This window comes from Paraburkholderia sp. MM5496-R1 (assembly GCF_050436205.1).
Lineage (GTDB): Bacteria > Pseudomonadota > Gammaproteobacteria > Burkholderiales > Burkholderiaceae > Paraburkholderia > Paraburkholderia tuberum.
Genome location: NZ_JBNDLT010000003.1, coordinates 1,249,921 through 1,274,227, shown reverse-complemented (window position 1 = coordinate 1,274,227; position 24,307 = coordinate 1,249,921). Strand labels below are relative to the sequence as shown.

The 24,307-nt window shown below is 65.2% G+C and carries 17 protein-coding genes and 2 pseudogenes; 8 read left to right on the top strand and 11 right to left on the bottom strand.

Features of this window, described 5'->3' with window-relative positions; translation table 11 throughout:
• Positions 1-252 precede the first annotated feature (252 nt).
• The 6 genes and pseudogenes from OKW38_RS32165 to OKW38_RS32140 form a co-directional block, all read right to left on the bottom strand.
• Positions 253-676 (bottom strand): annotated as a pseudogene (locus OKW38_RS32165) (NAD(P)H-dependent oxidoreductase); the annotation flags it as partial.
• Positions 673-1,770 carry an ACR3 family arsenite efflux transporter gene (gene arsB, locus OKW38_RS32160; RefSeq protein WP_429364898.1) on the bottom strand — a complete coding sequence of 366 codons (1,098 nt, stop codon included), beginning with the start codon at positions 1,768-1,770 and terminating at the stop codon, positions 673-675. The gene arsB and the pseudogene OKW38_RS32165, both read right to left, overlap by 4 nt.
• Positions 1,757-2,278: an arsenate reductase ArsC gene (locus OKW38_RS32155; protein ID WP_429352646.1), complete on the bottom strand. Its 522-nt coding sequence runs from the start codon at positions 2,276-2,278 to the stop codon at positions 1,757-1,759. Before OKW38_RS32155 ends, arsB begins: the two co-directional genes overlap by 14 nt.
• A complete protein-coding gene (locus OKW38_RS32150) occupies positions 2,275-2,745 on the bottom strand; it encodes an ArsI/CadI family heavy metal resistance metalloenzyme (RefSeq protein ID WP_429364896.1) in 471 nt (156 codons plus the stop codon). The genes OKW38_RS32155 and OKW38_RS32150 overlap by 4 nt, the downstream gene beginning before the upstream one ends.
• Positions 2,742-3,074 carry an ArsR/SmtB family transcription factor gene (locus tag OKW38_RS32145; RefSeq protein ID WP_429364894.1) on the bottom strand — a complete coding sequence of 111 codons (333 nt, stop codon included), beginning with the start codon at positions 3,072-3,074 and terminating at the stop codon, positions 2,742-2,744. Before OKW38_RS32145 ends, OKW38_RS32150 begins: the two co-directional genes overlap by 4 nt.
• A gap of 106 nt (positions 3,075-3,180) precedes the next feature.
• Positions 3,181-3,558, bottom strand: a pseudogene (locus tag OKW38_RS32140) (tautomerase family protein); the annotation flags it as partial.
• Positions 3,559-3,657: 99 nt separating this feature from the next.
• Between OKW38_RS32140 and OKW38_RS32135 the strand changes: the two are divergent.
• Positions 3,658-4,509, top strand: coding sequence for a LysR family transcriptional regulator (locus tag OKW38_RS32135; protein ID WP_187612181.1), 852 nt, complete (start codon positions 3,658-3,660; stop codon positions 4,507-4,509).
• A 44-nt stretch (positions 4,510-4,553) separates the two neighbouring features.
• On the opposite strand, the gene OKW38_RS32130 is transcribed toward OKW38_RS32135, so the two are convergent.
• A complete protein-coding gene (locus OKW38_RS32130; protein WP_429364892.1) occupies positions 4,554-5,228 on the bottom strand; it encodes a hypothetical protein in 675 nt (224 codons plus the stop codon).
• Positions 5,229-5,415: 187 nt separating this feature from the next.
• Between OKW38_RS32130 and OKW38_RS32125 the strand changes: the two genes are divergently transcribed.
• Together OKW38_RS32125 and OKW38_RS32120 are read left to right on the top strand one after the other, a co-directional pair.
• Positions 5,416-5,778 carry an MbcA/ParS/Xre antitoxin family protein gene (locus tag OKW38_RS32125; protein WP_018424156.1) on the top strand — a complete coding sequence of 121 codons (363 nt, stop codon included), beginning with the start codon at positions 5,416-5,418 and terminating at the stop codon, positions 5,776-5,778.
• Complete coding sequence (locus OKW38_RS32120; protein WP_429333066.1) at positions 5,775-6,476, top strand: RES family NAD+ phosphorylase; 702 nt, start codon at positions 5,775-5,777, stop codon at positions 6,474-6,476. The genes OKW38_RS32125 and OKW38_RS32120 overlap by 4 nt, the downstream gene beginning before the upstream one ends.
• A 37-nt stretch (positions 6,477-6,513) precedes the next feature.
• On the opposite strand, the gene OKW38_RS32115 is transcribed toward OKW38_RS32120, so the two are convergent.
• The 4 genes from OKW38_RS32115 to OKW38_RS32100 all read right to left on the bottom strand — a co-directional run bounded on the left by OKW38_RS32115 (position 6,514) and on the right by OKW38_RS32100 (position 11,237).
• Positions 6,514-7,251: a metallophosphoesterase gene (locus tag OKW38_RS32115; protein WP_409259238.1), complete on the bottom strand. Its 738-nt coding sequence runs from the start codon at positions 7,249-7,251 to the stop codon at positions 6,514-6,516.
• Between the two features lie 188 nt (positions 7,252-7,439).
• Positions 7,440-8,870 (bottom strand): cytochrome c, encoded by a 1,431-nt coding sequence (locus OKW38_RS32110; RefSeq protein WP_429364890.1) that lies wholly within the window; start codon positions 8,868-8,870, stop codon positions 7,440-7,442.
• A gap of 20 nt (positions 8,871-8,890) precedes the next feature.
• The gene (locus OKW38_RS32105) at positions 8,891-10,492 is read right to left on the bottom strand and encodes a GMC family oxidoreductase (protein WP_429364888.1); all 1,602 of its coding nucleotides are present in this window, start codon (positions 10,490-10,492) and stop codon (positions 8,891-8,893) included.
• Positions 10,493-10,610: 118 nt separating this feature from the next.
• Complete coding sequence (locus tag OKW38_RS32100; RefSeq protein ID WP_429364886.1) at positions 10,611-11,237, bottom strand: sugar dehydrogenase complex small subunit; 627 nt, start codon at positions 11,235-11,237, stop codon at positions 10,611-10,613.
• A 336-nt stretch (positions 11,238-11,573) separates the two neighbouring features.
• On the opposite strand from OKW38_RS32100, the gene OKW38_RS32095 reads away from it, so the two are divergent.
• From OKW38_RS32095 to glgX, 5 genes are all read left to right on the top strand, one after another.
• Positions 11,574-12,236: a DUF1345 domain-containing protein gene (locus OKW38_RS32095; RefSeq protein WP_429364884.1), complete on the top strand. Its 663-nt coding sequence runs from the start codon at positions 11,574-11,576 to the stop codon at positions 12,234-12,236.
• Between the two features lie 528 nt (positions 12,237-12,764).
• Positions 12,765-16,217 carry a maltotransferase domain-containing protein gene (locus tag OKW38_RS32090; protein ID WP_429364882.1) on the top strand — a complete coding sequence of 1,151 codons (3,453 nt, stop codon included), beginning with the start codon at positions 12,765-12,767 and terminating at the stop codon, positions 16,215-16,217.
• Positions 16,214-19,681: a maltose alpha-D-glucosyltransferase gene (gene treS, locus OKW38_RS32085; protein WP_429333072.1), complete on the top strand. Its 3,468-nt coding sequence runs from the start codon at positions 16,214-16,216 to the stop codon at positions 19,679-19,681. The genes OKW38_RS32090 and treS overlap by 4 nt, the downstream gene beginning before the upstream one ends.
• Positions 19,674-21,884 (top strand): 1,4-alpha-glucan branching protein GlgB, encoded by a 2,211-nt coding sequence (glgB, locus tag OKW38_RS32080; RefSeq protein ID WP_429364880.1) that lies wholly within the window; start codon positions 19,674-19,676, stop codon positions 21,882-21,884. Before treS ends, glgB begins: the two co-directional genes overlap by 8 nt.
• Positions 21,885-21,999: 115 nt before the next feature.
• Positions 22,000-24,213 carry a glycogen debranching protein GlgX gene (gene glgX, locus OKW38_RS32075; RefSeq protein WP_429364878.1) on the top strand — a complete coding sequence of 738 codons (2,214 nt, stop codon included), beginning with the start codon at positions 22,000-22,002 and terminating at the stop codon, positions 24,211-24,213.
• Positions 24,214-24,307: the final 94 nt, after the last annotated feature.

The following is a 24,307-nucleotide window of genomic DNA, read 5'->3' as shown; positions in this document are numbered from 1 at the left end:
CGACCGTGAATCGTCGACAATGAGCAAGCGCCCGAACCAGGAGACCGCGCGATGTCACCCTCTCGTGAATACTGGTTCCCAGCCAAACGCTATGGCTGGGGTTGGGGCCTTCCCCTGCGCTGGCAAGGACGGCTGACGCTGCTCGCGTATTTCGTGTTGCTCGGGGTGGTCGTTTTCCGGTTTCTGGAGTTGACCCGCTTTCGTGGACACCTATCCTTTGGAACAGGAGGTGTCCATCGGTCAAGGCCGGGCGCACACCTGCATCACAGCCAGCGTGCGCCCCTGGATCGGCCGTATTCCCGCGCTTTCGAGCGGCAGCCGGTCGATCTGATTCTTGAATACGGCCGTGAGATTGCCGTGGCGTTCCGGGCTGCACCAAACCTGCCCCTCCGACCACTCGGACAGCTTGCGCAGTTCGACGACCTTCGGATGATCTGCCGGGACGCTATCGGCGAGCGGCAGGCCGTGCGGGTCGAATACCCGCGTTTGCGCTCCGAAATGACGGAGGATGCGCTCGGCTTCGAGCGTCAGCAGCCGGGCTATAAGACGTTGCTCGCAGCGACCCGTAAAGCAGCAGGATGCGTGGCGGATGCGTTGAAGTCGTCACGGGTGCCAGCTTGTCCACGTCCGGTATATCGAGGTGAATAGGGCTGACGTTCGGCAGATCACTCATCACGATCCGTTTCTCCCCAAGTTGGGCGCGACTTTCGGCTGCCCTGATTCGTACCATGCTTGCGAACGGTTCACGACCCCCACGACGAGCAGCATCACGGGGACCTCGATCAGAACCCCAACCACCGTCGCCAGTGCGGCACCCGAATGAAAACCGAACAGGCTGATTGCCGTGGCCACGGCGAGTTCGAAGAAGTTGCTTGCGCCAATCAGACTCGACGGGCCAGCGACGCAATGTGCGACGCCCAACTGGCGGTTGAGCAGGTAGGCCAGTCCCGAGTTCAGAAACACCTGAATGAGGATTGGCACGGCGAGCATCGCGATCACCAGCGGCTGCTCAACGATCTGCTGACCCTGAAACGCAAACAGCAGGACCAGCGTCACGAGCAAGGCGCAGATGGACCAGGGACCGAGACGGGCAACGACGCTACGGAAATGCTCTTCCCCCTTTCGAAGAAAGCGTTGGCGCAGCAGTTGCGCGAGGATGACCGGGATCACTATGTAAAGGCCAACCGAAGCGATCAGTGTGTCCCAAGGCACTGTAATCGCGGACAGCCCGAGCAGCAACGCGACGAGTGGCGCGAACGCCACGACCATGATCGAGTCGTTCAGCGCGACCTGCGACAGAGTGAAATACGGGTCGCCCTTGCACAGCTGCGACCACACGAAGACCATTGCCGTGCACGGCGCGGCGGCGAGCAGGATGAGACCTGCGAGGTAGCTGTCGAGTTGCTCGACGGGCAGCCACGGCCTGAACACGTGACGAATGAATACCCAGCCCAACACGGCCATCGAGAACGGTTTGACGAGCCAGTTGACCGCGAGCGTCACGCCGATGCCGCGCCATTGGCTGCCGACCTGCTTCATCGCCGAGAAGTCGATCTTGATGAGCATCGGGATGATCATCACCCAGATCAGCACGCCGACGGGCAGGTTGACGTGCGCGACTTCCATGCGCCCGAGCGCCTGAAATGCGCCCGGCAACAACTGGCCGAGTATCACGCCTGCCACGATGCACAGCGCGACCCACACCGTCAGATAGCGCTCGAAGAAGCCGATAGCCGGGCGCGCTACTGCACGAGCCTCAGCGCGACTCATTGGTTTCCTCTGCCGGACGCTCGCCAATGGCACGCATTTCGCGCCGGATTGCGTCGTGGTTGAGCGCGTGCAGCGGCAGGTTCACGAACTGGCTCACGCGATTCATGATCTGTCGATAGACCTTGTCGAAAACTTCGCGCTTCTCGTCGTCGGTTCCCTGGCAGGCTGCGGGATCTTCAAAGCCCCAGTGTGCGCTGATCGGCTTGCCGGGCCAGATCGGGCAGACCTCGCCCGCGGCCTGATCGCATACGGTAATGACGAAGTCCATCTGCGGCGCGTCGGGCGTTGCGAACTCGTCCCAGCTCTTACTGCGCATCCTGGCGGTGTCGTAGCCCAGTGCCGCGCATTTCTCGATCGCGAACGGATTGACTGCGCCGGATGGATGGCTGCCCGCGCTGTACGCGCGAAACTGTGCTTTGCCGAGCACGTTGAACAGCGCCTCGGCCATGATGCTGCGTGCGCTGTTGCCGGTGCAGAGAATCAGTACGGAATACGGTTTGCCGCTCACGTGCGGCTCCGAAATGAAATGCTTGTCTGGGACGGAGCGCAGCAGGCTGCCGCGGATTCGTTTGCTGCCAATGCCTCCGGGGTATGAGATTGCCCATAGATGGGAGCCGATTCGAGGGTCAGGAAGGTTTCCCAGGCCACGCCTTGCGGATCGACGGTCCACGCCTTGTCCGACTTCGCGTAACAGCATGTCGTGCCGCTCTGGTGCTGCACGGGAACTTCAGCGGCGGCGAAGCGCGCGTTCATCTCTGCCAGTTCTTCATCGGTTTCGACCTGGATGCCAATGTGATCGACGCCAGGTTTCGCCCCGCGTTGCGAGATCGCGAAGTTCACGACGGGGTCGCTCAACTCCCACTTGCAGTAATCGCTCTTGATGACCGTCGGCTCGACGTTGCCAAACATCGCGCTGTAGAAGCGGATGCTGTCGGCAAGATTGTCCACAGCCACGTGAATGTGCATGCGTTTCATGTTTCGTCTCGGCAGCAGTTGGAAAGGTCGCTCGCGGCGCACGATGCACCGGAGCAGCAGTTCTCTGTGAGGAAGCCGATCAGCGACGTCATCGCGTCGAAGTTTGCGGTGTAGATGACGAAGCGCCCTTCCTGTCGCGGACTCACCAGTCCGGCGTGTGTCAGGTCTTTCAGGTGGAATGAAAGGCCGGAAGGCGAAATGCCTAACTGCTGCGCTATTTCGCCAGCCGCCATGCCTTCGGGACCGGCAACGACGAGCCGGCGAAAGATCGCGAGACGGGATTCGTGAGCGAGCGCGCCGAGCGCGCGTACGGCATTGATCGTGTCCATAAAGACACTATATCGACTTCATCGTTATATTTCAATATTTGTTGAAATGTCGCAATTTGGTCGGTGGTTCGCTCTTTGATGACGTATTTCTCTGGTCGGGACGGCTTGCGTACTGCGCAATCCCATTCCCAAACGACCAGTTCTCCTTCTCGACCTCGACGAGATTGATGAACACATCCTCGGGCCGCACGCCCGGCGACTTCCCGAGTTCATCGACGATGCGCCGGTACAGCGCCTTCTTCTGCTCGACCGAGCGCGTGTTGCTAACGGTCAGCTGGATCACGACGAGATCGTCGCCGCGCTCGATATTCTGGTACTGCCGGTCATAGATCATGTTGTCGGGCGTGTGCTCGGTGATCAGCATGAACATGTCGTCCTTCGGCACGTTGAACGTGTCCACCAGCGAGCGCTGGATGCCGGCGCTCAGCGCCTGGCGGTAATCGGCCGGCTTGCCGGCGCGCAGTGAGATCCGGGTGAGCGGCATGATGGGCTCCTTGTTTGCGGTGTTGGGTTGAACACAGCTTAGGCGCGCTCGGTCATAATAAACAGATATCTCTGTCTATTTCATCCATTTCCATCCGAAATGAAAGTCCTCGATCTCGATGCGGTGCGCGCCTTCGTGCTGGTCGCCGATCTGCGCAGCTTCACGCGCGCCGCGGACGCGCTCGACACCACGCAATCGGCCGTCAGCCTGAAGCTGAAGCGACTGGAGGCGCACCTGGGCAAGCAGTTGCTGGAGCGCACGCCGCGCATCGTGCGTCTGTCCGCCGACGGCCACGCGTTTCTCGGCGCCGCGCGCGAGTTGCTGAACGCGCACGAGCGCGCGCTCGGCGCGCTATCGGTGGAGCGGCGACGGCTCGTGCTCGGGCTCAGCGAGCACGTTGCGGGCTCCGATCTGCCGCACCTGCTCGGCCGGCTCAACGCGCACGATCCGGGCCTCGTGGTCGAGTTGCATATGGGCACATCGGCGGCGTTGCTCGCGCAGTTCGACGAACGCCGGCTCGATGCGGCGATCGTCCGCTACGGCGCCGACGAACCGCCGCGCGATGACGCGCAGACGCTGTTCAGCGAACCGCTCGGTTGGCTCGCGACGCCGACATGGCTGCCGCGAGTCGGTGAGCCGCTAGCGCTCGCGCTATTGAGCCCGCCGTGCAACGTGCGTGAGGTCGCGTTGCACACGCTGACGGCGGCGGGGATCGCCTGGCAGGAGGTGTTTGTGGGTGGTGGCGTCGCGGCAGTGGGCGCGGCTGTGGCCGCTGGGCTCGCCGTGTCGCCGCTCGCGCGTCGGGTTGCGCCGCGCGGTCTGATCGACGTCGGCGCGCGGCTCAGCTTGCCGGCGCTGCCGGAATCGCGTGTGACGCTGCATTCGCGCGTGCGCGAGGCCCGCTCGGCGGAAACGCTGCGGCTGCTTGCAAACGGCCTCGCCACGGCGTGACGCCACGACCGATGCCACACCGCGCCGCGCCGCTCGAAGCAGCCTTAGTGGATGATCGGCGGCAGCGAACCGCTGCTGGCGGTCGCCGGATTGGGCACGGAGCCCATCGGCGCGATATCGCTAACGTTTGCGGACGCGTCCGACGAAGTCCGCACGGGCGGTTTGATCAGATTCGCACGTGAAATCGCGGGCTTCGCCGCGACCTTGTCCACATGCGGACGCGCGGTGTGAGCCGCCGCGAAATCGGCGTGCACGACCTTGCCCTGAGACGGCTTCGCGTGCGCCAGTTGCACATGTGGCTGCGCATGCTTCGCGGTCTGCGCGGTCACGGTGGCGTGCGACCAGTTCTGGCCCGACGCCGCGACTTTCGTACCGCCTTTCACGTTCCCGCCCGCCACGAGACGTTTGACGCCGTTCCCATGCGCCGCGAGTTTGCCGCCGTGGGCCGCGCCGGCCGACGCGACATGGGTTGCCGCGTGCCGGGCGCTCGCCGTCTGCCGCGCATGCGCACCAGCTTTGGTCTTGATTCCGCCCTTGGCGCCCGCCTTCACTTTCACCGCCTCGGGTTTTTTCCGCGCATGCGCCTGCCGGGTAACGTGTCCGCTCGCGATATGCCCGCTCGCCTCCGGCGGATTCCACACTTCCCCATAACCGGCAGCCAACGCCACCTCCGACACACACCACACGGCCAGCGCCGCTGCTACTGCTCGAACCCGCATCTGCTGCTTCTCCTGATCGACGACTGCCAAAACGAGCCGGGATTATATTCTCTTGCTAAAATCCGCTTTTGGACTAATATCATTAAAAAGTACACATAGGGACCTACCCGCAATGACTCACGCTGCCCGAATTTCCTCGCCCGAGGCATCGCCGCGACGATCGCTTTCGGAACCCACGCTGACGCAGATGTCCGCGGCCGGTCTGCGTGCGTTCTTCAACATCGCGCGCGACTGGGACCTGAGCGCCGACGAGCAGATCGTGCTGCTCGGCAAGCCGGGCCGCTCGACGTTCTTCAAGTGGAGGGCGACGCCCGAGACCGCGCGGCTCAGCCACGACACGCTGGAGCGACTGTCGCTGCTGCTCGGCATCTACAAGGCGCTGCAGATTCTGCTGCCGCAGCCGAGCGCCGCCGACACCTGGGTCAAACGTCCCAACAGCGCGCCGCCGTTCGGCGGCAAACGCGCGCTGGACCGCATGCTGGCGGGCAACATCAGCGATCTCGTGGCCGTGCGCCAGTATCTCGACGCAATGCGAGGCGGCTGGGCGTGACGCAACCGCAATGGCAGGACCGCTGGACCAGCACCGCGCTCAACTGGTCGCCCGCGTATCGCGTGATTCCGACGCGCTTTCCGGCCATCAACCTGTTCGATCGGGTCGCATCGCCGGAGGATTTCGACGCGCTGTACGCGCTCGAAGCGATGACCAACGACCGTCTGCGCACCGAAATCGGCGAACTCGATCTGGTGCCGCGCGAGGAGCGCCGTTTCGGGCCCGGCTACGGGCCGATCATGGCCGCGCTCACGCATCTGAATCCGCTCGGCAGCCGCTTTTCCGACGGCACCTACGGCGTGTTCTATTGCGCGCGTTCACGCGCGACTGCGATCGCGGAAACACGCTATCACACGGGTCAGTTTCTCCAGGCGACCGCCGAGCCGCCGATGCGTCAACAGATGCGTCTCTACACGGTAGTCGCACAAGGCAGCGTGGTCGACTTGCGTCGCGACCCCGAGTTCGATCCCGCCGTGCTGTCGCCCGACGACTACCTTCCCGGACAGGCGCTCGGGCGCGCGGTACGCGCGGCGGGCGCGCCGGGCATCGTGTATCCGTCGGTGCGCGACAGCGCTGGCGAATGCCTCGCGGCATTCCGCACGATGCTGCTGCGCGACTGCCATCACGCGGCATACCTCGAATACAACTGGAACGGCAGGAGCGTCGATATGGTGTTCGAGTTGAATCAGGTCGGGTGACAGAAGAGCGGCGAAGCAGCGCGGGGACTTCAGCCGTTCAGGGCAAGGCCAATTCCGCCGCCCCTTCCGCGCGCGCGGCCTCGACCGAGATCGACCAACGACGCAACGCCTGCGGCTGCACGATCGTCAACGTGCCGTCCGGCCCGAACGCGCCCGTATCGATGAACACTTGCGAGCCGATCTGCGTGATGTCGCGCACCGGCGTATGGCCACAATAGGTCAGCGACAGCCCGCGCTGCCGCAGCGGATCGCCGTTGCCCAGCGCGAGCTCGCGACCCCACAGCAATTGCTGGCGCGTTTCGGCCGAATAATTGCCCGCGTCGAGCTCGGCGTCGGAGCCGAAAAATTCGGCGTGCAGAACATTGAAGCGCGCCTTGCCGCTGCCGATCACGCGCACGAGCGGCAGCGTGCGCAGATGCTCGGCGTAATAGCGCAGACGCTCGTCGGGCACGTCGGCCGCCCACGCGCCGCCGATGCCGTACCACCACTGCCGCCGCAAGCGGCCGTCGGCGACCGCGCACAGCGCGTCCTCGTGATTGCCGAGCACCGCATGGAACCACGGCTTCTCGAGCAGCGCGAGCGCCTGCTCCGAGTGCTCGCCCCGATCGACCAGATCGCCGACCGAAAACAGCCGGTCGCACGTCGGATCGAACGCGATCTGACGCAGCAGGTAGCGCAAAGCGTCGACGCAGCCGTGCAGATCGCCGACCACGAAATCGCGGCCGGCCTCGTTGGCGTCGTGATGCTGAACGAAGTTGGCGGGGGTGGAATTCATTCCACCATGATAATGCGGCCGACGCGCACGCGTATGCGGGGTGCCTATCGTATCCGGACGCTTCATCGAGCAAGAAAGACATCGAACGACGCAAAAATGACGCTGAAACGCCACATTTGCGGTATGCGTTACCGGAAATGCACGTTTGCGCGAGTCACTCCTGGCGCGCGCCCGAGTCGTCCCGCGCGTTATTGCAGCGTGCGCAGCTTCGCCACCTGGTCGGCCGCGATCGTCGCCTGCGGATTGCCGAACTGTTTCGTCACGTAGTTGGTGATCGCCGCGATCTGCTCGTCGTCGAGATGGCCGCCGAACCCGGGCATCAGCACGTCCGCGTGCGCGGTCGTGCGATTTACGCCGTGCAGAATGACCAACGCGAGATTGTTCGCGTCGTTCGCGCCGACCGTCGAGTTGTGGATCAGCGACGGATACGCGCCCGGCGCGCTCGCGCCCACGCCCTGCCCAGTCCAGCCATGACAGGTCGCGCAATTGGCGACGAACAGCTGCGCGCCGTTCACGCCGGTGATCGCGGTGCCGCGCATGGCGGTGACGTCGCTGGCCGGCTTGCCCCATTGATGACGGGGACGCGCGTCGCCGCCGCTCACGGCCGGCACCGAGCGCAAGAACACGACGATCGAGCGCAGATCCACCGGCGTCAGATACTGCGTGCTGTTCGCGACCACTTCGCCCATCGGGCCGGCCGCGTTTGCGCGGCTCGGCGCCGCACCGGTCGACAGATACGCCGTGAGTTCGTCGTCGCGCCAGTCGCCGACGCCGCTCAGCTTGTCCGGCGTGATATTGAACGCATGCCAGCCGGCCTGCACCGCACCGGAGAAACGCGCGCTCGACTTCAGCCCCTGCATGAAATTGCGCGGTGTATGGCATTCCTCGCAATGCGCGAGCCCTTCGACCAGATACGCGCCTCGGTTCCATTCGGGGCTCTGTTTCGGGTCCGGCACGAAGCGCCCCTCGGTGAAGTTGAACAGGTTCCAGAACACCATTAGCCAGCGCTGATTGAACGGGAACTTGAGGCTGTTCGAGGGCGGCGTGTAGTGAATCGGCGCGAGCGTGTTCAGATACGCGCGAATCGCGAGCACGTCCTGTTCGGTCACGCGTGTGTAGGCGGTGTATGGGAACGCCGGATAGAGCCGCTCGCCGCCTTTGCCGATGCCTTCGTGCATCGCGCGCATGAAATCGGCGTCGCTCCATTGGCCGATGCCGGTGTCGGGATCGGGCGTGATGTTCGGCGTCACGATCGTGCCGAACGGTGTGCTGATCGGCAGGCCGCCCGCGAATGGGCGCGACTTGTCCGCCGTATGGCAGGCCGCGCAATCGGCAGCACGGGTCAGGTATTGGCCGCGCTTCACGAGTTCGCCATTCGCGGCCTTGCCGGCGAGCATGGCCGGGCCGCCGACCGAAGCCTGCGCCGCGTCGTCGGCGCGCGCCTGGGTGATCGGCATTTCGTCGGTCGAGTCTGCGTCCGGGCCGTGCGACTCGTGCCATGCTATCGACAGCGCAAGCAGCGAAAACGCGGCCGCGAGCGCCGCGCCGCCGAAGCGGCGGCGCTGGTTGACGTGCATCGGCACAGGGTCCGGCTGCGCGCGACAGGTTTTCTTCGTCATTGTGGCTCTCCGGTCGGCGCTCAGATTTCGCGCTTCAGCTTGTCGCCCAGTTTCAGCGACAGTGCAGCGATCGTCAGCGTGCAGTTCACCGACGCGGCGGTGGGCATCACGCCGCTACTCGCGATGAACAGGTTCGAATGATCGTGCGTGCGGCAGTCCGCGTCGACGACCGAACTCGCCGCATCGCTGCCCATGATCGTCGTGCCCATGATGTGATTGTTGGGCGCGAAGCTGTCGTCGAACGAGACCTCGGTGCCGCCGAATAGCGTCGCGATCTGCGCATACAGTTCGTGCGTATTGGCGGCGCTCTTCTTCACGTAGTCGTTGATCGAGTAGTAGATCTCGGGCTGAGGAATCCCGAGCGCGTCCTTGTGATCTGCCGACGGCACGATGCGGTTCTGCGGCTCCGGCAGATGTTCGTGAAAGCTGTTGATGTTCAGCGTGCGCGCCGCGCGGTCGCGAATCTGCCGGTCGAGCTCGGCGCCGGTCAGGCCTTTTTTCAGCAGGTCGGCGGTGACCCCCATCGTCGGCACGCCGTTCGACAAATGCAGCTTCTTCGCCGCGTGATCGGAGCGGAACGCGCCGTCGCGGAAGTTGACGATCGAGGTCATCTCCATCGGGCCACGGCCGGGCCACAGCGGTTCGTTGGCGAGAAACGTGACGCCGGTGCCGGGATGGTCCATCAGGTTGCGGCCCACCTGATCGGAGCTGTTGCCGACGCCGCGCGGGAATTTGTCGGAGGTCGACATCAACATCAGCTTCGGCGTTTCGATGCCGTTCGCCGCGAGCACGAACAGCTTGCCCGTGACGCGCGTGCTATTGCCGTTCGGGTCCTTGTAGTGGACCGCGGTGATGAGCCCTTTGTCGTCCGCTTCGATGCGATACACGACCGCTTCGGGAATCAGTTTCGCGCCGGCCTGCTCGGCCTTCTCCGCGTGAATCACGCCGTTGTACATCGCCGCGATCGGGCAGATCGGCATGCAGTTGTTGTTGCCGCAGCAGGTGGGCCGCGCATCGTACGGACGGCTGTTGCGCGCGACCGGTTCGGGCACGACCTTGAAGCCCTGCGCATTGAGCACGTCGCTGAACCGCTGATCCATGTACGACAGTGGCAGCTGCTGCATCGGATAGGGCTTCGAGCGCGGCGAACCGAGATCGATCGAACTATCGGGACCGGACACGCCGAGCTGCACTTCGGCGGCCACGTACCACGGCTCGAGCGTTTCGTACGGATACGGCCAGTCGCGCCCGACGCCATACAGCTTGCGCAACTGGAAGTCCGACGGCAGCAGCCGCCACGCGGCGGCCGCCCAGTGCCAGGTCGTGCCGCCAACCAGCCGCACGTATTGTGAGTTGTACGGATAATCGCCCTTCTGGATCAGGTAGTTATTCGCGGGCGCGTACTCGGGATGCGGCGCGTAAGGCGTCGACGGATACGGCGTCGCGAAGTCGGACTTGGCCGGCGAGTTGCGGAAGTTCTCGACGATCTGCCAGCGCGGAATGCGCGGCCCCGCTTCGAGCAGGATCACCGACGCGCCCGCCAGCGCCAGCTGATGCGCAACCAGACTGCCGGCGACGCCGGAGCCGACCACGACGATATCGGCGGATTGTGTGTTTGCCATCGTTTCTCTCTTCGATGCCCTGCCTGTTGCGGGCTTTGTTCGTGCGACGCTTGCGGGTCCGGCGTGCTGGTTGCGCTGCTGGCGTGGCCCGCTCGCGGGCTCGCGCGGCTCACGCGGCTCACGCGGGCGTCGGCTTCTGCGTCCAGTAGAACGGCACGTCGCGGCAATAGGAGGGAATCGTGAGCACGTCTTGCACGGGCTCGAACATCAGCGCCTTTTCATACGCGATCACCTGGACGTGCGGCATGTCGCCGACGAGGCCCAGGTACCACGCGCGCATGATCGCGCCGACCGTTTTCGCGAGCGCGGGCTGGTCGGTCTGCAGCGCCTGCGTGACCGTATCGGACGGCACGCCGCCGTGGCCTTGCAGCCACGTGTTCAGCGCCGCGACGTTCTGCGCGAACTGGTTATCGGCACGCGCCAGCGCATCGTAGACACGTTGGCCAAGCACGGTATCGAAACTGCTACGACCGGTGAGGTGTTGCGAAAGCGCGAGGAAGGCATCGAGTCGGCCCCCGGCTGGCCGCGTATCGGCGAAGGCGGGCGCGATCCACGACAGCGAACGGCTCGCGCCGGCGAACGCGAGCGCCGCGGCCGTCGCGCACGAGCCGAGCACCCAGGCCCTGCGCGAAGCGGAAAACGACGGCGGCAAGCCGGTGAAACGTGTGGCATTGCGATAAGACTTCGCTCCTTGCCGATGCGTCACGTGGGGATGCGCATCGTTATCCTCAGGAACATCTGTCATGGGGGCTCCAGATGATGAGTCGTTCTCGACGAGCAGCGCGGCGAGGGCATGATGCCGTTCGCCTGCCGCTTCGTTTGCTCCTCCCCAAACCTGGTCTTACGCCGCTTCAGCGGTCTCGTATCCGTGCGCGTGATTCACGCGCGCCGCATGTGCGGTGTTGCATGCATGACCGCAACGATTGCTGCCGTTATCTACCAATCGCCTTTCAACTGAAAGCGGCGCGCAAGGCCGCCGCGAAAGACTATAGCCTGTGACCCACCATTCGACAATCGGTCCGCGTTGCACGCGTAGAATCCGCGACACCGACTGCCCTACACTTCGTCGTTCATCGAGTCCATGTCCATCAACTACTATCCGCAGCTTCTTCGCAATCGGCCCCGCACGGTGATCGGCCTCGTGATCGGGATTGTCGTCGCGTTCCTCGTGCCCGGTCACACGAGTCCGATCGCCCGCACACTGATCGGCTGGGACGCGGCCATCTGGAGCTACCTGCTGATGATCTGGGTGCATATGGCTTTTGCCGACGAGCACCGCGTGCGCGCATACGCGATGCGCGACGACGAAAACGCGGGCGTCGTGCTGGTCGTCATCTGCGTCGCGACGATCGCGAGCGTCGCCGCGATCGTGCTCGAACTCGCGTCGGCCAAGGGCGCGGGCGGCGCAACGACCGTCTGGCACTACCTGCTGACCGGTCTGACGCTGATCGGCGCATGGTTTCTGATTCCGACGATCTTCACGCTGCACTACGCGCGCCTCTACTTCGACACGGACTCGCAAGAGACCGCGTTGAAGTTTCCCGATCACCATTTGCTGCCGAACTACTGGGACTTCCTGTACTACTCGTTCACGATCGCGGTCGCGTCGCAGACTTCCGATGTCGTGTTGCGCTCACGCGAAATTCGCCGCGCGACGCTCGCCCAATCGGTCCTGTCGTTCTACTTCAACGTCGCGGTGCTCGGCCTGTGCGTGAACATCGCGGCGGGGCTGCTGGGTTCGTGACAAGGCCGCTGCGCGGCGTTCGGATGAATTTCATGCGAATGCCACGCGCGTGCCACATGGCTGCCACGCGAGCGGCACCCAGGCTTCACGCGTCCGCTTGAACCGCATTCCGGGCAACGCGGGGCCGCCCGTGTAAAACCCGCCCCACACCACCCCGTTTTACATGCCGGCCAGCCGCGGCGTGCGTGACAATGCCCGCATTTTTGCGCGCGCTCCGTGCGCGCGCGCACCTTCGGCACCCGCCATCTCACCGTAACCTCCCGTTTCCGCGCTAGCGCGGTGCCCGGCTGCCCGCGTTGGCACACGGTTTGCTCCTTTCCGCGACGAGTGACGACCAGTCCCGCGAGACCGGCGTCTGGCGTCAAAGCACCCGCGACTGGCCAGCGGCGCGACGATCTTTGCACTACATTGACCAGTACGTGCCCCCGCTGACGCATCGCGCGGTATCCGGCTCGGGAAGCCCAATGAGCGCTGTGATCGCATGCCAAGTGCATCCACACCGCAGCAGGACAACTCTGGAAACGACCGATGGAATCTCCAAACGGGTACGCGCCGCGGATTTACTTTTTTCATTCTCTTCTCGTCGGGCCCCTCGATGCCTGGCCCGCGCAGTTCGCTCATGCGGCCGGGCTCGGCTTCGATCATGCGTTGATCGGCGGGCTGTTCGAGCCCGGCCACGCCGGCCATGGCCAGGTGGTCGGCAATCACGCTCGGCTGCATCCGGTGTTCGAGGCGCAGCATTCGGTGCACGACGCCGTACGCATGCTCGCCGATGCCGCGCGCCGCAACAACCTGACGCTGCTGGTCGATCTCGTGATCGACCGCATGGCCGCCGACGGCGTGCTGTACAGCGAGCATTCGGACTGGTTTCACGCGCGTGAGTCCGAGCTCGCACGGCTCGATCCGCGCCACGTGCATCGCGAAGACAACGTTGCCTACGCGAATTTCGACGACCCCGCGACGAGTGCCTCGCTGAGCGTCTGGTGGACCCAGCAACTGCTCGCGCTCGCCGAGGCCGGTGTCGGCGGCTTCCGTTTCGATTCGCCGCATCACGTGCCGGCTGCCGTATGGCGGTACCTCGGCGATGAAGTGCGCGCGAAGCATCCGCGCGTGCGCTTTCTCGCGGCAACGCCGGGCCTGTCGCGCGGCGATCTGCCCGGTCTCGAAGTAGCCGGCTTCGACAGCGCGTTTTCGTCGGTGCGCTGGTGGGATTTCCGTTCGAGCTGGATGGCCGAGGAGCATGCGGCGCTCGCGCGCGTTGGTGCGCCGATCGCCTTTCCCGAAGCGCCGTACGGTACGCGCCTCGCCGCCGAGCTGAGCGACGTGCATGATGCGGCGATCGTCGAGCGGGCGTATCGACGCGCGCTGTTCACGTCGGTTGCATTGGGCAGCGGCTGGATGATGCCGATGGGCTTCGAATACGGCATCGCCGAACCGATGTCGCAAACGCGCGGCGACGCCGCGCAGTTCGCCCGCGCCGCGCAGTCGCGCCGCTTCGATCTGAGCGCCGCCGTCACCCAGGCCAACGACTTCGCGCGCAACACGCCGACACTGCACGCGAACGGTGAATTGCGCCCATTGAGCGGCCCCGGCGCATCGGCCGCGGTTCTGCTGCGCGGCGACGCAGCCGATCTGCGCGACGCCAGCGAAGCAGTCCTGATCGTCGTGAATCCCGAACTCGGCGCGCCAGTGCGTGTCGATCCCGCGCGCTTCCTCGCGGGCGTGCCGGGCAGCTTTACGCGCTTCGCGCCGCTCGACGCGCGCGGCCGAACCGAACCCGCGGCACTCGCGCCGTTCGCGCTCGCGCCCGGTGCGGTGCGGCTGCTGCGCGCGTTCGCGGAACAGCCGATCTGCCTCGCGCCGCCGATCGACAAGGCGAACAGCAAGCGCAGCGGCCGCAAGACAGTGCTCGACGCGATCGAAGCGCCGCGCGTCGCGATCGAGAGCGTGTCGCCGTCGGTGGAGAACGGTCGCTTCGCGGCCAAGCGCAGCGTCGGCGAGCGGGCGGAAATTCGCGCGGCGATCTTCGCCGAAGGTCACGACAAGATCGCGGCTGCCGTGCTGTGGCGCGCGGCCGACGAAACCGCGTGGCACGAAGAACTGATGTCGCCCGCGCCGCCGGCCGGGCTCGACTTGTGGAGCGCGCGCATTCCGCTCGAGCGGATCGGCCGCTACGAGTTCACCGTGATCGCGTGGCGCGACGAGTTCGCGTCGCTCGTCGAGCACATCCAGAAGAAGCTGAAGGCGAACCAGACCGTCGAGATAGAACTCGACGAAGCCGCGCATCTGTTCGCGCTCGTGCTCGCCGAAGTCGAGACGACCGAAGGCGCCGACAAGGAGCCGCTCGAACACATCGTGCGCGACTTCCAGAAGGCCGACGCCGAACAGAAGCTCGCAGTGATTCTCGCGCCCGCCACAGCGAAGGCAGTGACCGCCGCGCGCCATCGCCCGTTTCTGAGCCGCGACCCCGTGATCTACAAGATCGACGCGGAACGCACGGCCGCCTATTTCGCGAGCTGGTACGAGATCTTCCCGCGCTCGATGAGCGACGACGAGTCGCGCCACGGCACGTTCGCGGACGTGAGCGCGAAGCTGCCGCGCATCCGCGACATGGGCTTCGACGTGCTGTACTTCCCGCCGATCCACCCGATCGGCCTCGCGAACCGCAAAGGCCGCAACAACACGCTGACCACGCAGCCGGGCGATGTGGGCAGTCCCTATGCGATCGGCGCCGCCGAGGGCGGTCACACCGCCGTGCATCCGCAACTCGGCACGCTCGACGATTTCAAGGCGATGCTCGCCGCCGCGCATGCGCATGGCCTCGAGATCGCGCTCGACTTCGCGATCCAGTGCTCGCCCGATCACCCGTGGCTGAAGGAGCATCCGACGTGGTTCGCGTGGCGCCCTGACGGCACGCTGCGCTACGCCGAGAATCCGCCGAAGAAGTATCAGGACATCGTCAACCCGGACTTCTACGCGCACGACGCCAAGCCCGGCCTGTGGCTCGCATTGCGCGACGTGATCCTGTTCTGGGTCGACGCGGGCGTGCGCATCTTCCGCGTCGACAATCCGCACACCAAGCCGCTGCCGTTCTGGGAATGGATGATCGCCGACGTGCGTGCGCGCCACCCCGACACGATCTTTCTCGCCGAAGCCTTCACGCGGCCGCGCATGATGAACCGGCTCGGCAAAATCGGCTTCTCGCAGTCGTACACGTACTTCACGTGGCGCGAGTCGAAGCGCGATTTCACCGAGTACATGGGCGAACTCACGCAGACCGGCGCGCGCGATTTCTATCGGCCGAACTTCTTCGTCAATACGCCGGACATCAACCCGCGCCATCTGCAATCGCAGGGACGCACGGGCTTTCTGATCCGCGCGGCGCTGGCCGCGACCCTGGCCGGCCTGTGGGGCGCGTATAGCGGCTTCGAACTGTGCGAGGCCACCGCGCTGCCGAACAGCGAAGAGTATCTGGACTCCGAAAAGTATCAGTTGCGGGCGTGGGATTGGCACCGGCCCGGCAATATCGTCGGCGAGATCACCGCACTGAACCGCATCCGTCGCGCGAATCCGGCGCTGCAAACGCATCTCGGTCTCACGTTCCTCGCCGCGCACAACGACCACATCCTGTGCTTCGAGAAAGCGACCGAATCGCGCGACAATGTGATCGTCGTCGCGATCAATCTCGATCCGTTCAACGAACAGGGCGCGGACATCGAGTTGTCGTGGGACACGTTCCAGCGCTGGCATCTACACGATCACGCCACGCTCGAAGTGATCGACCAGATGACCGGCGCACGCTTCGAATGGCACGGACGCTGGCAACACGTGCGGCTCGGCTCGGGCCAACCCTTCTCGATCTGGCGAATCGCGCCGCTAGGCGGCCTGCCCGCCGATCGCCCCGAGGACAGCGACCACGATCCCGACAGCGCTCCTCACGCAGACGCTGTCAACCCAACCTGGATGGAAGGTGGAACATGAAGCGCGACGATCCAGCCCAAACCGCGCACGAGGCGCAAACGGCCGTGGCCGTCGGCACCGCGGCGAAGGTACGCACGCGCCGCCGCGGCAAACCCGCGGCCCTCAGCGACGATCCGCTGTGGTACAAGGACGCGATCATCTATCAGGTGCACATCAAGTCGTTCTTCGATGGGAACAACGACGGCGTCGGCGATTTCCCCGGTCTGATGGCCAAGCTCGACTACATCGCCGAGCTCGGCGTCAACGCGATCTGGCTGCTGCCGTTCTATCCGTCGCCACGCCGCGACGACGGCTACGACATCGCCGACTACCGCAACGTACATCCCGACTATGGTCAGCTCGCGGACGTGCGGCGCTTCATTCAGGAAGCGCACGCGCGCGGCATCCGCGTGATCACCGAGCTCGTCATCAACCACACGTCGGATCAGCACCCGTGGTTCCAGCGCGCGCGGCGCGCGAAGCCCGGCTCGAACTATCGCAACTACTACGTGTGGTCCGATACCGATCAGAAGTACCCGGAGACTCGCATCATCTTCATCGACTCGGAGCCGTCGAACTGGACGCACGATCCGGTTGCGGGCGCGTACTACTGGCACCGCTTCTACTCGCACCAGCCCGATCTGAACTTCGACAATCCGGCGGTGTTGAAAGAGGTGCTGCACGTGATGCGTTTCTGGCTCGACATGGGCATCGACGGGCTGCGGCTCGATGCGGTGCCATACCTCGTCGAACGTGAAGGCACCAACAACGAGAACCTGCCTGAGACGCACGAGATCCTGAAGCGGATTCGCGCGACCATCGACGCCGAGTACCCGAACCGGATGCTGCTCGCCGAGGCGAACCAGTGGCCCGAGGACGTGAAGGAGTATTTCGGCAACGAAGACGAATGCCATATGGCGTTCCACTTCCCGCTGATGCCGCGCATCTACATGTCGATCGCGAGCGAAGACCGCTTCCCGATCACCGACATCATGAAGCAGACACCGGAACTCCCCGAATCGAACCAGTGGGCGATCTTCCTGCGCAATCACGACGAGCTGACGCTCGAAATGGTCACCGATTCCGAGCGTGACTATTTGTGGAACACCTATGCGAGCGATCGCCGCGCACGTTTGAATCTCGGCATTCGCCGCCGTCTCGCGCCGCTGATGGAGCGCGACCGCCGCCGCATCGAGCTGATCAACTCGCTGCTGCTGTCGATGCCCGGCACGCCGGTCATCTACTACGGCGACGAACTCGGCATGGGCGACAACATCCACCTCGGCGACCGCGACGGCGTGCGCACGCCGATGCAGTGGTCGTCGGATCGCAACGGCGGCTTCTCGCGCGCCGACCCTGAGCAACTGGTGCTGCCGCCCGTGATGGGTACGCTGTACGGCTTCGACGCGGTCAACGTCGAAGCGCAGAGCCGCGACCCGCATTCGCTGCTGAACTGGACCCGCCGCATGCTTGCGACGCGGCGCGCGAAGCAGACCTTCGGACGCGGCACGATCCGCTTTTTGAAGCCTGAAAACCGCAAGATTCTCGCGTATCTGCGCGAGATGCCCGGCGCGGCGCCGATCCTGTGCGTCGCGAATCTGTCGCGTGCGCCGCAGGCGGTCGAGCTCGAGCTGTCAGAATTCAAAGGCTTCGTGCCGATCGAGATGACCGCCGATTCGGTGTTCCCCGCGATCGGCCAGTTGACCTATCTGCTGACGTTCCCGCCCTACGGCTTCCTGTGGTTCATGCTGTGCGAAGGCGGCGGGCGTCCGACATGGGCGCAGGCGCATTCCGAGCCGCTGCCCGAGTTCGTCACGATCGTGATCCGCGAAGGACAGTCCGGGCCGACACCCGAAAACGTGCGGCTGCTGGAATCCGAGGTGCTGCCGTCGTGGCTGAGCCGGCGCCGCTGGTTCGCGTCGAAAGATCAGAAGATGCACGCGGTGCGGCTCGCCGCGCTGACCACGATCCCGAACGGCGGCTTCGCGTTCACTGAAATCGAAGCAGACGTCGGCAACCACACCGAGCGCTACGTGGTGCCGATCGCGATCACATGGGGCGGCGAAACCACCACGCCGCTGTTTCTGCAACTGGCGCTTGCACGCGTGCGGCGGGGCCGCAACGTCGGCCATCTTACCGACGCGTTCTCGCTGCCGATCTTCGCGCACAACGTGCTGCGCAAGATGCGCGAGCGCGCGGTCGTGCCGACCGTGCAGAAAAGCGAGATCAAGTTCCTGCCGACTGAGCGCTTCGCCGAACTCGACGCTCTCGGCGAGCGGCCCGAGATTCGCTGGCTCGCGGCCGAACAGAGCAACAGCTCGCTGATCGTCGCCGATGCCGCAGTGCTGAAGCTGGTGCGACGGCTCGTCAGCGGCATCCATCCGGAAGCGGAAATCAGCCGCTATCTGACGCAGCTCGGCTATGCGAACACCGCGCCGCTGTATGGCGAAGTGGTGCGCGTCGATCCCGAGGGCGTGCCGCATACGCTGGCGATCCTGCAGGGCTTTATCGACAATCAGGGCGATGCGTGGAACTGGTCGCTCGACTATCTGCGCCGCTCGGTCGACGAACTCGCGATCGCGATCGACACCGAGACGCAGAGCGTACCCGATCGCACGAACGAGTCGATTCTGCTGGACGGTTACGGCGAACTCGCGGGCATCATCGGCCGCCGGCTCGGCGAGTTGCACGTCGCGCTCGCCACGCCGAGCGACGACCCCGCGTTCGCGCCGGAACCGGCCAACGCCAAACAGGTGAAGGCATGGGTCGAGGCGGCGCAGACGATGCTCGCGGCCGCGCTCGATCTGCTCGCGCCGCGCATCGCGGACATGAGCGACGCGGACACGAAGGGGCTCGCGCAAAGTCTGATCGATCGCCGCGCCGCACTCGTCGAGGCCGTCGACAAGCTGGTGCCGGGCGACGCGGGCGCGTTGCGCATCCGCATCCATGGCGACTTCCATCTCGGCCAGGTACTGGTCGCGCACGGCGACGCGTACCTGATCGACTTCGAGGGCGAGCCCGCGCGTTCGCTCGACGAGCGTCGCCAGAAATCGAGCCCGTTGCGCGACGTGGCCGGTCTGATGCGCTCGCTCTCGTATGCGAGCGCAGCCGCGCAATCGACCACCGAAGGCGCGCCGCAACAGACCGCCGATCGCAAGCGCGCGCTGTTCGAGCGCTTCCGCGCGCACGCGACCAGCGCGTTCCTCGCCGAATACCGCGCGGCCGCCGCGCAGTCGCCGACGCCGCTCGTCGCGCCCGAATCCGAGGAGGCGCTGCTCGATCTGTTCCTGATCGAGAAGGCCGCCTACGAAATCCGCTACGAAGCGGCCAACCGACCGGCGTGGCTCGGCTTGCCGGTGCGCGGCCTCGCGGCGCTCGTGAGCCGGCTGCTCGGCGACACCGGCAGGCCGCCGCACCACGATCCGTCAACCCAGGCGCCTGGCGCGGCCACGCCGCCTAACCCGGCCGAGGGCGACTATGAGTGAGCATGATCCGGCCGCAGGCCTTCAACCCGTCGATATCGACGCGCTCGTCGAAGCGCGTCACCCCGATCCGTTTTCGCAGCTCGGGCTGCATCAGACGGACGCGGGGCCGATCGTGCGCGCGCTGCTGCCGAACGCCGCGCACGTCACCGTGATTTCGCGCGCTGATGGCGCGACGCTCGGCGAACTCGAACAACTGCGCCCTGGCCTGTTCGCGGGCCGCATCACGTCGGCGATGCCGTACCGCTTGCGCATCGACTGGCATGGTGTGGTGCAGGAAGTGGAGGATACCTATTCGTTTGCTCCGGTGCTCGGCGACGAGCCGCTCGAACGTCTCGCGCGCGGCGATCCGTACGCGGTGCTCGAATGTCTGGGCGCGCGGCCGGTCGACGTCGACGGTGTGCCGGGCGTGCGCTTTGCGGTGTGGGCGCCGAATGCGCGGCGCGTGTCGGTGGTCGGCGACTTCAATGCGTGGGACGGCCGCCGCCATCCGATGCGGCTGCGTCACCAGGCGGGCGTGTGGGAGCTGTTCGTGCCGCGTGTCGGCGCCGGCACGCGCTACAAGTACGAGCTGCTGTCGCGCGACGGCCATCCGCTGCCGCTGAAGGCCGACCCGTGCGCGATGCAGACGGAAAAGCCGCCGGGCACCGCATCGATCGTCGCACACGTCGACGAGATCGAGCAGTTTCCGTGGAGCGATCACGAGTGGATCCAGTCGCGCGCCGACAAGCAGACCGCGCGCACGCCGATCACGATCTACGAAGTGCACGCGGAGTCGTGGCTGCGCGTCGCCGAGGAAGGCCAGCGTGGTCTCGTCTGGGAAGAGCTCGCCGAGCGGCTGATCCCCTATGCGAAGAGCATGGGCTTCACGCACATCGAATTTCTGCCCATCGCCGAGCATCCGTTCGGCGGTTCGTGGGGCTATCAGCCGCTCGGGCAGTTCGCGCCGTCCGCGCGCTTCGGCAAGCCCGAGCAGTTCGCGCGTTTCGTCGATCGCGCGCACGAAGCAGGGCTCGGCGTGATTCTCGACTGGGTGCCCGCGCATTTCCCGAACGACGCGCATGGCCTGATCGATTTCGACGGCACGCCGCTCTACGAGCATGCCGATCCGCGCGAAGGCTATCACCAGGACTGGAACACGATGATCTACAACCTCGGCCGCAACGAGGTCAGCGCGTTCCTGATCGCGTCGGGGCTCGCGTGGTTGAAGCGCTATCACGTCGACGGCCTGCGCGTCGATGCGGTCGCGTCGATGCTGTATCGCGACTACTCCCGTGCGGCCGGCGAGTGGGTGCCGAACATCTATGGCGGCCGCGAGAATCTCGAATCGATCGCGTTCCTGAAGCGGTTGAATCACGAGGTCCGCTATGTGCCGGGCGCGCCCGGCGCGATCACGGTCGCCGAGGAATCGACCGCATGGCCGGGCGTGACCGCGCGCCTCGCGGACGGCGGCCTCGGCTTCGACTTCAAGTGGAACATGGGCTGGATGCACGACACCCTGCACTACATGCACGAAGACCCGATGTATCGCCAGTATCACCACCACAACATGACGTTCGGCATGGTGTACGCATATTCCGAGCGCTTCGTGCTGCCGCTTTCGCACGACGAGGTGGTGCACGGCAAGGGCTCGCTGCTCGGCAAGATGCCCGGCGACCGCTGGCAGCGTTTCGCTAATCTGCGCGCGTACTTCGGTTTCATGTGGACGCACCCAGGCAAGAAGCTGCTGTTCATGGGCGGCGAATTCGGCCAGATGGCGGAGTTCGACCATGACGGCTCGCCGCATTGGCATCTTCTCGACGATTCGAACCACCACGGCGTGCAATTACTGGTGCGCGACCTGAACCATCTGTATCGCAACGAGCCCGCGCTGCATCTGCTCGACAGCGAACCGGGCGGCTTCGAATGGTTGATCGGCGACGACAGCGGCAACAGCGTGTTCGCCTATCGGCGCACCGACGGCGCGGGCCAGGAGTTCGTCGTGGTGTGCAACATGACGCCGGTGCCGCGGCTCGGCTATCGGCTCGGCATGCCGCGCGGCGGACGCTGGGTGGAAGTGCTGAATACCGATGCAGGCGTGTACGGCGGCTCGAACACGGGCAACGGCGGGCTGATTCATTCCGACCATGTATCGAGCCACGGCAGGCCACATTCCGCCGCGCTGATCTTGCCCCCGCTCGCGACGATCGTATTGCGCGCGGACTGAGAAAACGTGCCGTAACCCGGGCGCGCGGCGCACAGGCAGCCGCCGCGCGCCCGTTGCATGAAGACCCAGTCAGACCCGAGCTCCAGCTCGACAATCAGAACAGGAAAGGGAAATCATGTCGCATGCGTTGCCCGAGCGGTTGCTGCCCGGCTCGCCGTATCCGCTCGGCGCGAACTGGGATGGGCTGGGTGTCAACTTCGCGGTGTTCTCGGCCAATGCGCAGAAAATCGAGCTATGCCTGTTCGATTCAACCGGCCGCAAGGAGATTCGCCGCTTCACCATGCCCGAATGCACTGACGAGATCTGGCACGGCTATCTGCCGAACGCGCATCCGGGCACCGCGTACGGCTTTCGCGCGCATGGGCCGTATCAGCCGCATTTCGGGCATCGTTTCAATCCGCACAAGCTGCTGCTCGACCCGTATGCGCGCAAGCTCGTCGGGCAGTTTCGCTGGTCCGACGCGCTGTTCGGCTATCGCGTGCATTCGAATCGCGCGGACCTTTCGATCGACCGGCGCGATTCCGCGCCCGCGATGCCCAAGTGCGTCGTGGTCGACGAGGCGTTCGACTCGTCGCACGACAGGCGGCCCGACGTGCCGTGGGGCGAGACCGTGATCTACGAAACGCACTTGCGCGGCGCGTCGATGCTGCGCTCCGACCTGCGCCAGCATGAACGCGGCACGTTCGCGGCGCTCGCGTCGCCGGAGTTCATCGAGCATTTGCTGAAGCTCGGCGTGACCGCGGTCGAGCTGCTGCCCGTGCACGCGTTTCTGAACGACCGCTTCCTCGTGGAGCGCGGCCTGCGCAATTACTGGGGCTACAACACGGCGGCGTTCTTCGCGCCGGAGCCGACCTATCTGAGCACGCACCGGCTCGACGAAATGCGCATCGCCGTGCGCCAGCTGCACGCGGCCGGCATCGAGGTGATTCTCGACGTGGTCTACAACCACACTTGCGAAAGCAATGAGATGGGCCCGACCATTTCATGGCGCGGCCTCGACAATGCCAGCTATTACCGGCTGATTCCCGGCGACGAGCGTCACCATATCAACGACACGGGCTGCGGCAACACGGTCAATCTGCCGCATCCGCGCGTGCTGCAGATGGTGATGGATTCACTGCGCTACTGGTCGACCGCGTTCAATATCGACGGCTTCCGTTTCGATCTCGGCGTGACGCTCGGGCGCGAAAGCCACGGCTTCGATCCTGGCTCGGGCCTGTTCGACGCGTTGCGCCAGGACCCGGTGCTATCGCAACGCAAGCTGATTTCCGAGCCATGGGATCTCGGCCCTGGCGGCTATCAGCTCGGCAATCATCCGCCGGGATTCAGCGAATGGAACGACCGTTTCCGTGACACGGTGCGACGTTTCTGGCGTGGCGATGCCGGCCTGCGGCCCGACCTCGCCGCGCGCCTGACCGGGTCGGCCGATCTGTTCAACCGGCGGCATCGCAAGCCGTGGGCGTCGATCAACTTCGTCACGTCGCATGACGGCTTCACCTTGGCCGATGTCACCGCGTACGAGCAGAAGCACAACGAAGCCAACCTGGAAGACAACAACGACGGCCACAACGAGAATTGCAGCCGCAATTGGGGTCTCGAAGGCGCGACCGACGACCCCGCGATCCTCGCGACCCGCCGTCGCGTGTCGCGCTCGCTGATCGCGACACTGATGATCGCGCTCGGCACGCCGATGCTGCTGGCCGGCGACGAAGCGCTGCGCACGCAGCGCGGCAACAACAATGCGTACTGTCAGGATAACGACCTATCCTGGATCGACTGGGACCTCGCGGATTCGCCGGAAGGTCAGCGCATGACCGAATTCGTCGCGCGCGTGATCGGGCTGCGCAAGCGCCATCCGCTGCTACGTGAAACGCGCTTTCTGTTCGGCGACCGCGAAGTGCTGCCCGGCCTGTTCGACGTCGGCTGGTTCGACGAACACGGCGATCCGCTGACGATCGAAGCGTGGCAGGACCCGGAGGGACGCGCGTTCACGTTGCGTCGCGCGGGTCCGGGCCTGAATGGCGAAACCGAAGTATTGTTAATGATGCTCAACGCTCACGAGGAGCCGCTGCAGTTCGCGCCTCCCGCGCCGCACCTGGAATGGCATGTGCTGTTAGACACGGCCGATCCGGAATGCGCGCCGCAGCGGCTCGCGACGGCCGAACTCGAGGTCGCCGCGCACGGCCTCGTGATACTCGCCGCGCAACCGACCGGTGAAGCGGATTGGCAAGCCGGCTGGGTGGCTGGCGCGCAGCACGGGCCGCGGCTGTTGACCGCGCTGCCGCCCGATCCGGGCGCGCAGACCGCAAACGATGTTGGTTCGCAATGAACGATGCACTGCGGCGACCTCGTTTGAGCGTGGATAAATCGCGCCGCAGCCGGGGTGGCAAGAATGTTGCGACGCAATGCCTGCTTGCGTTGCG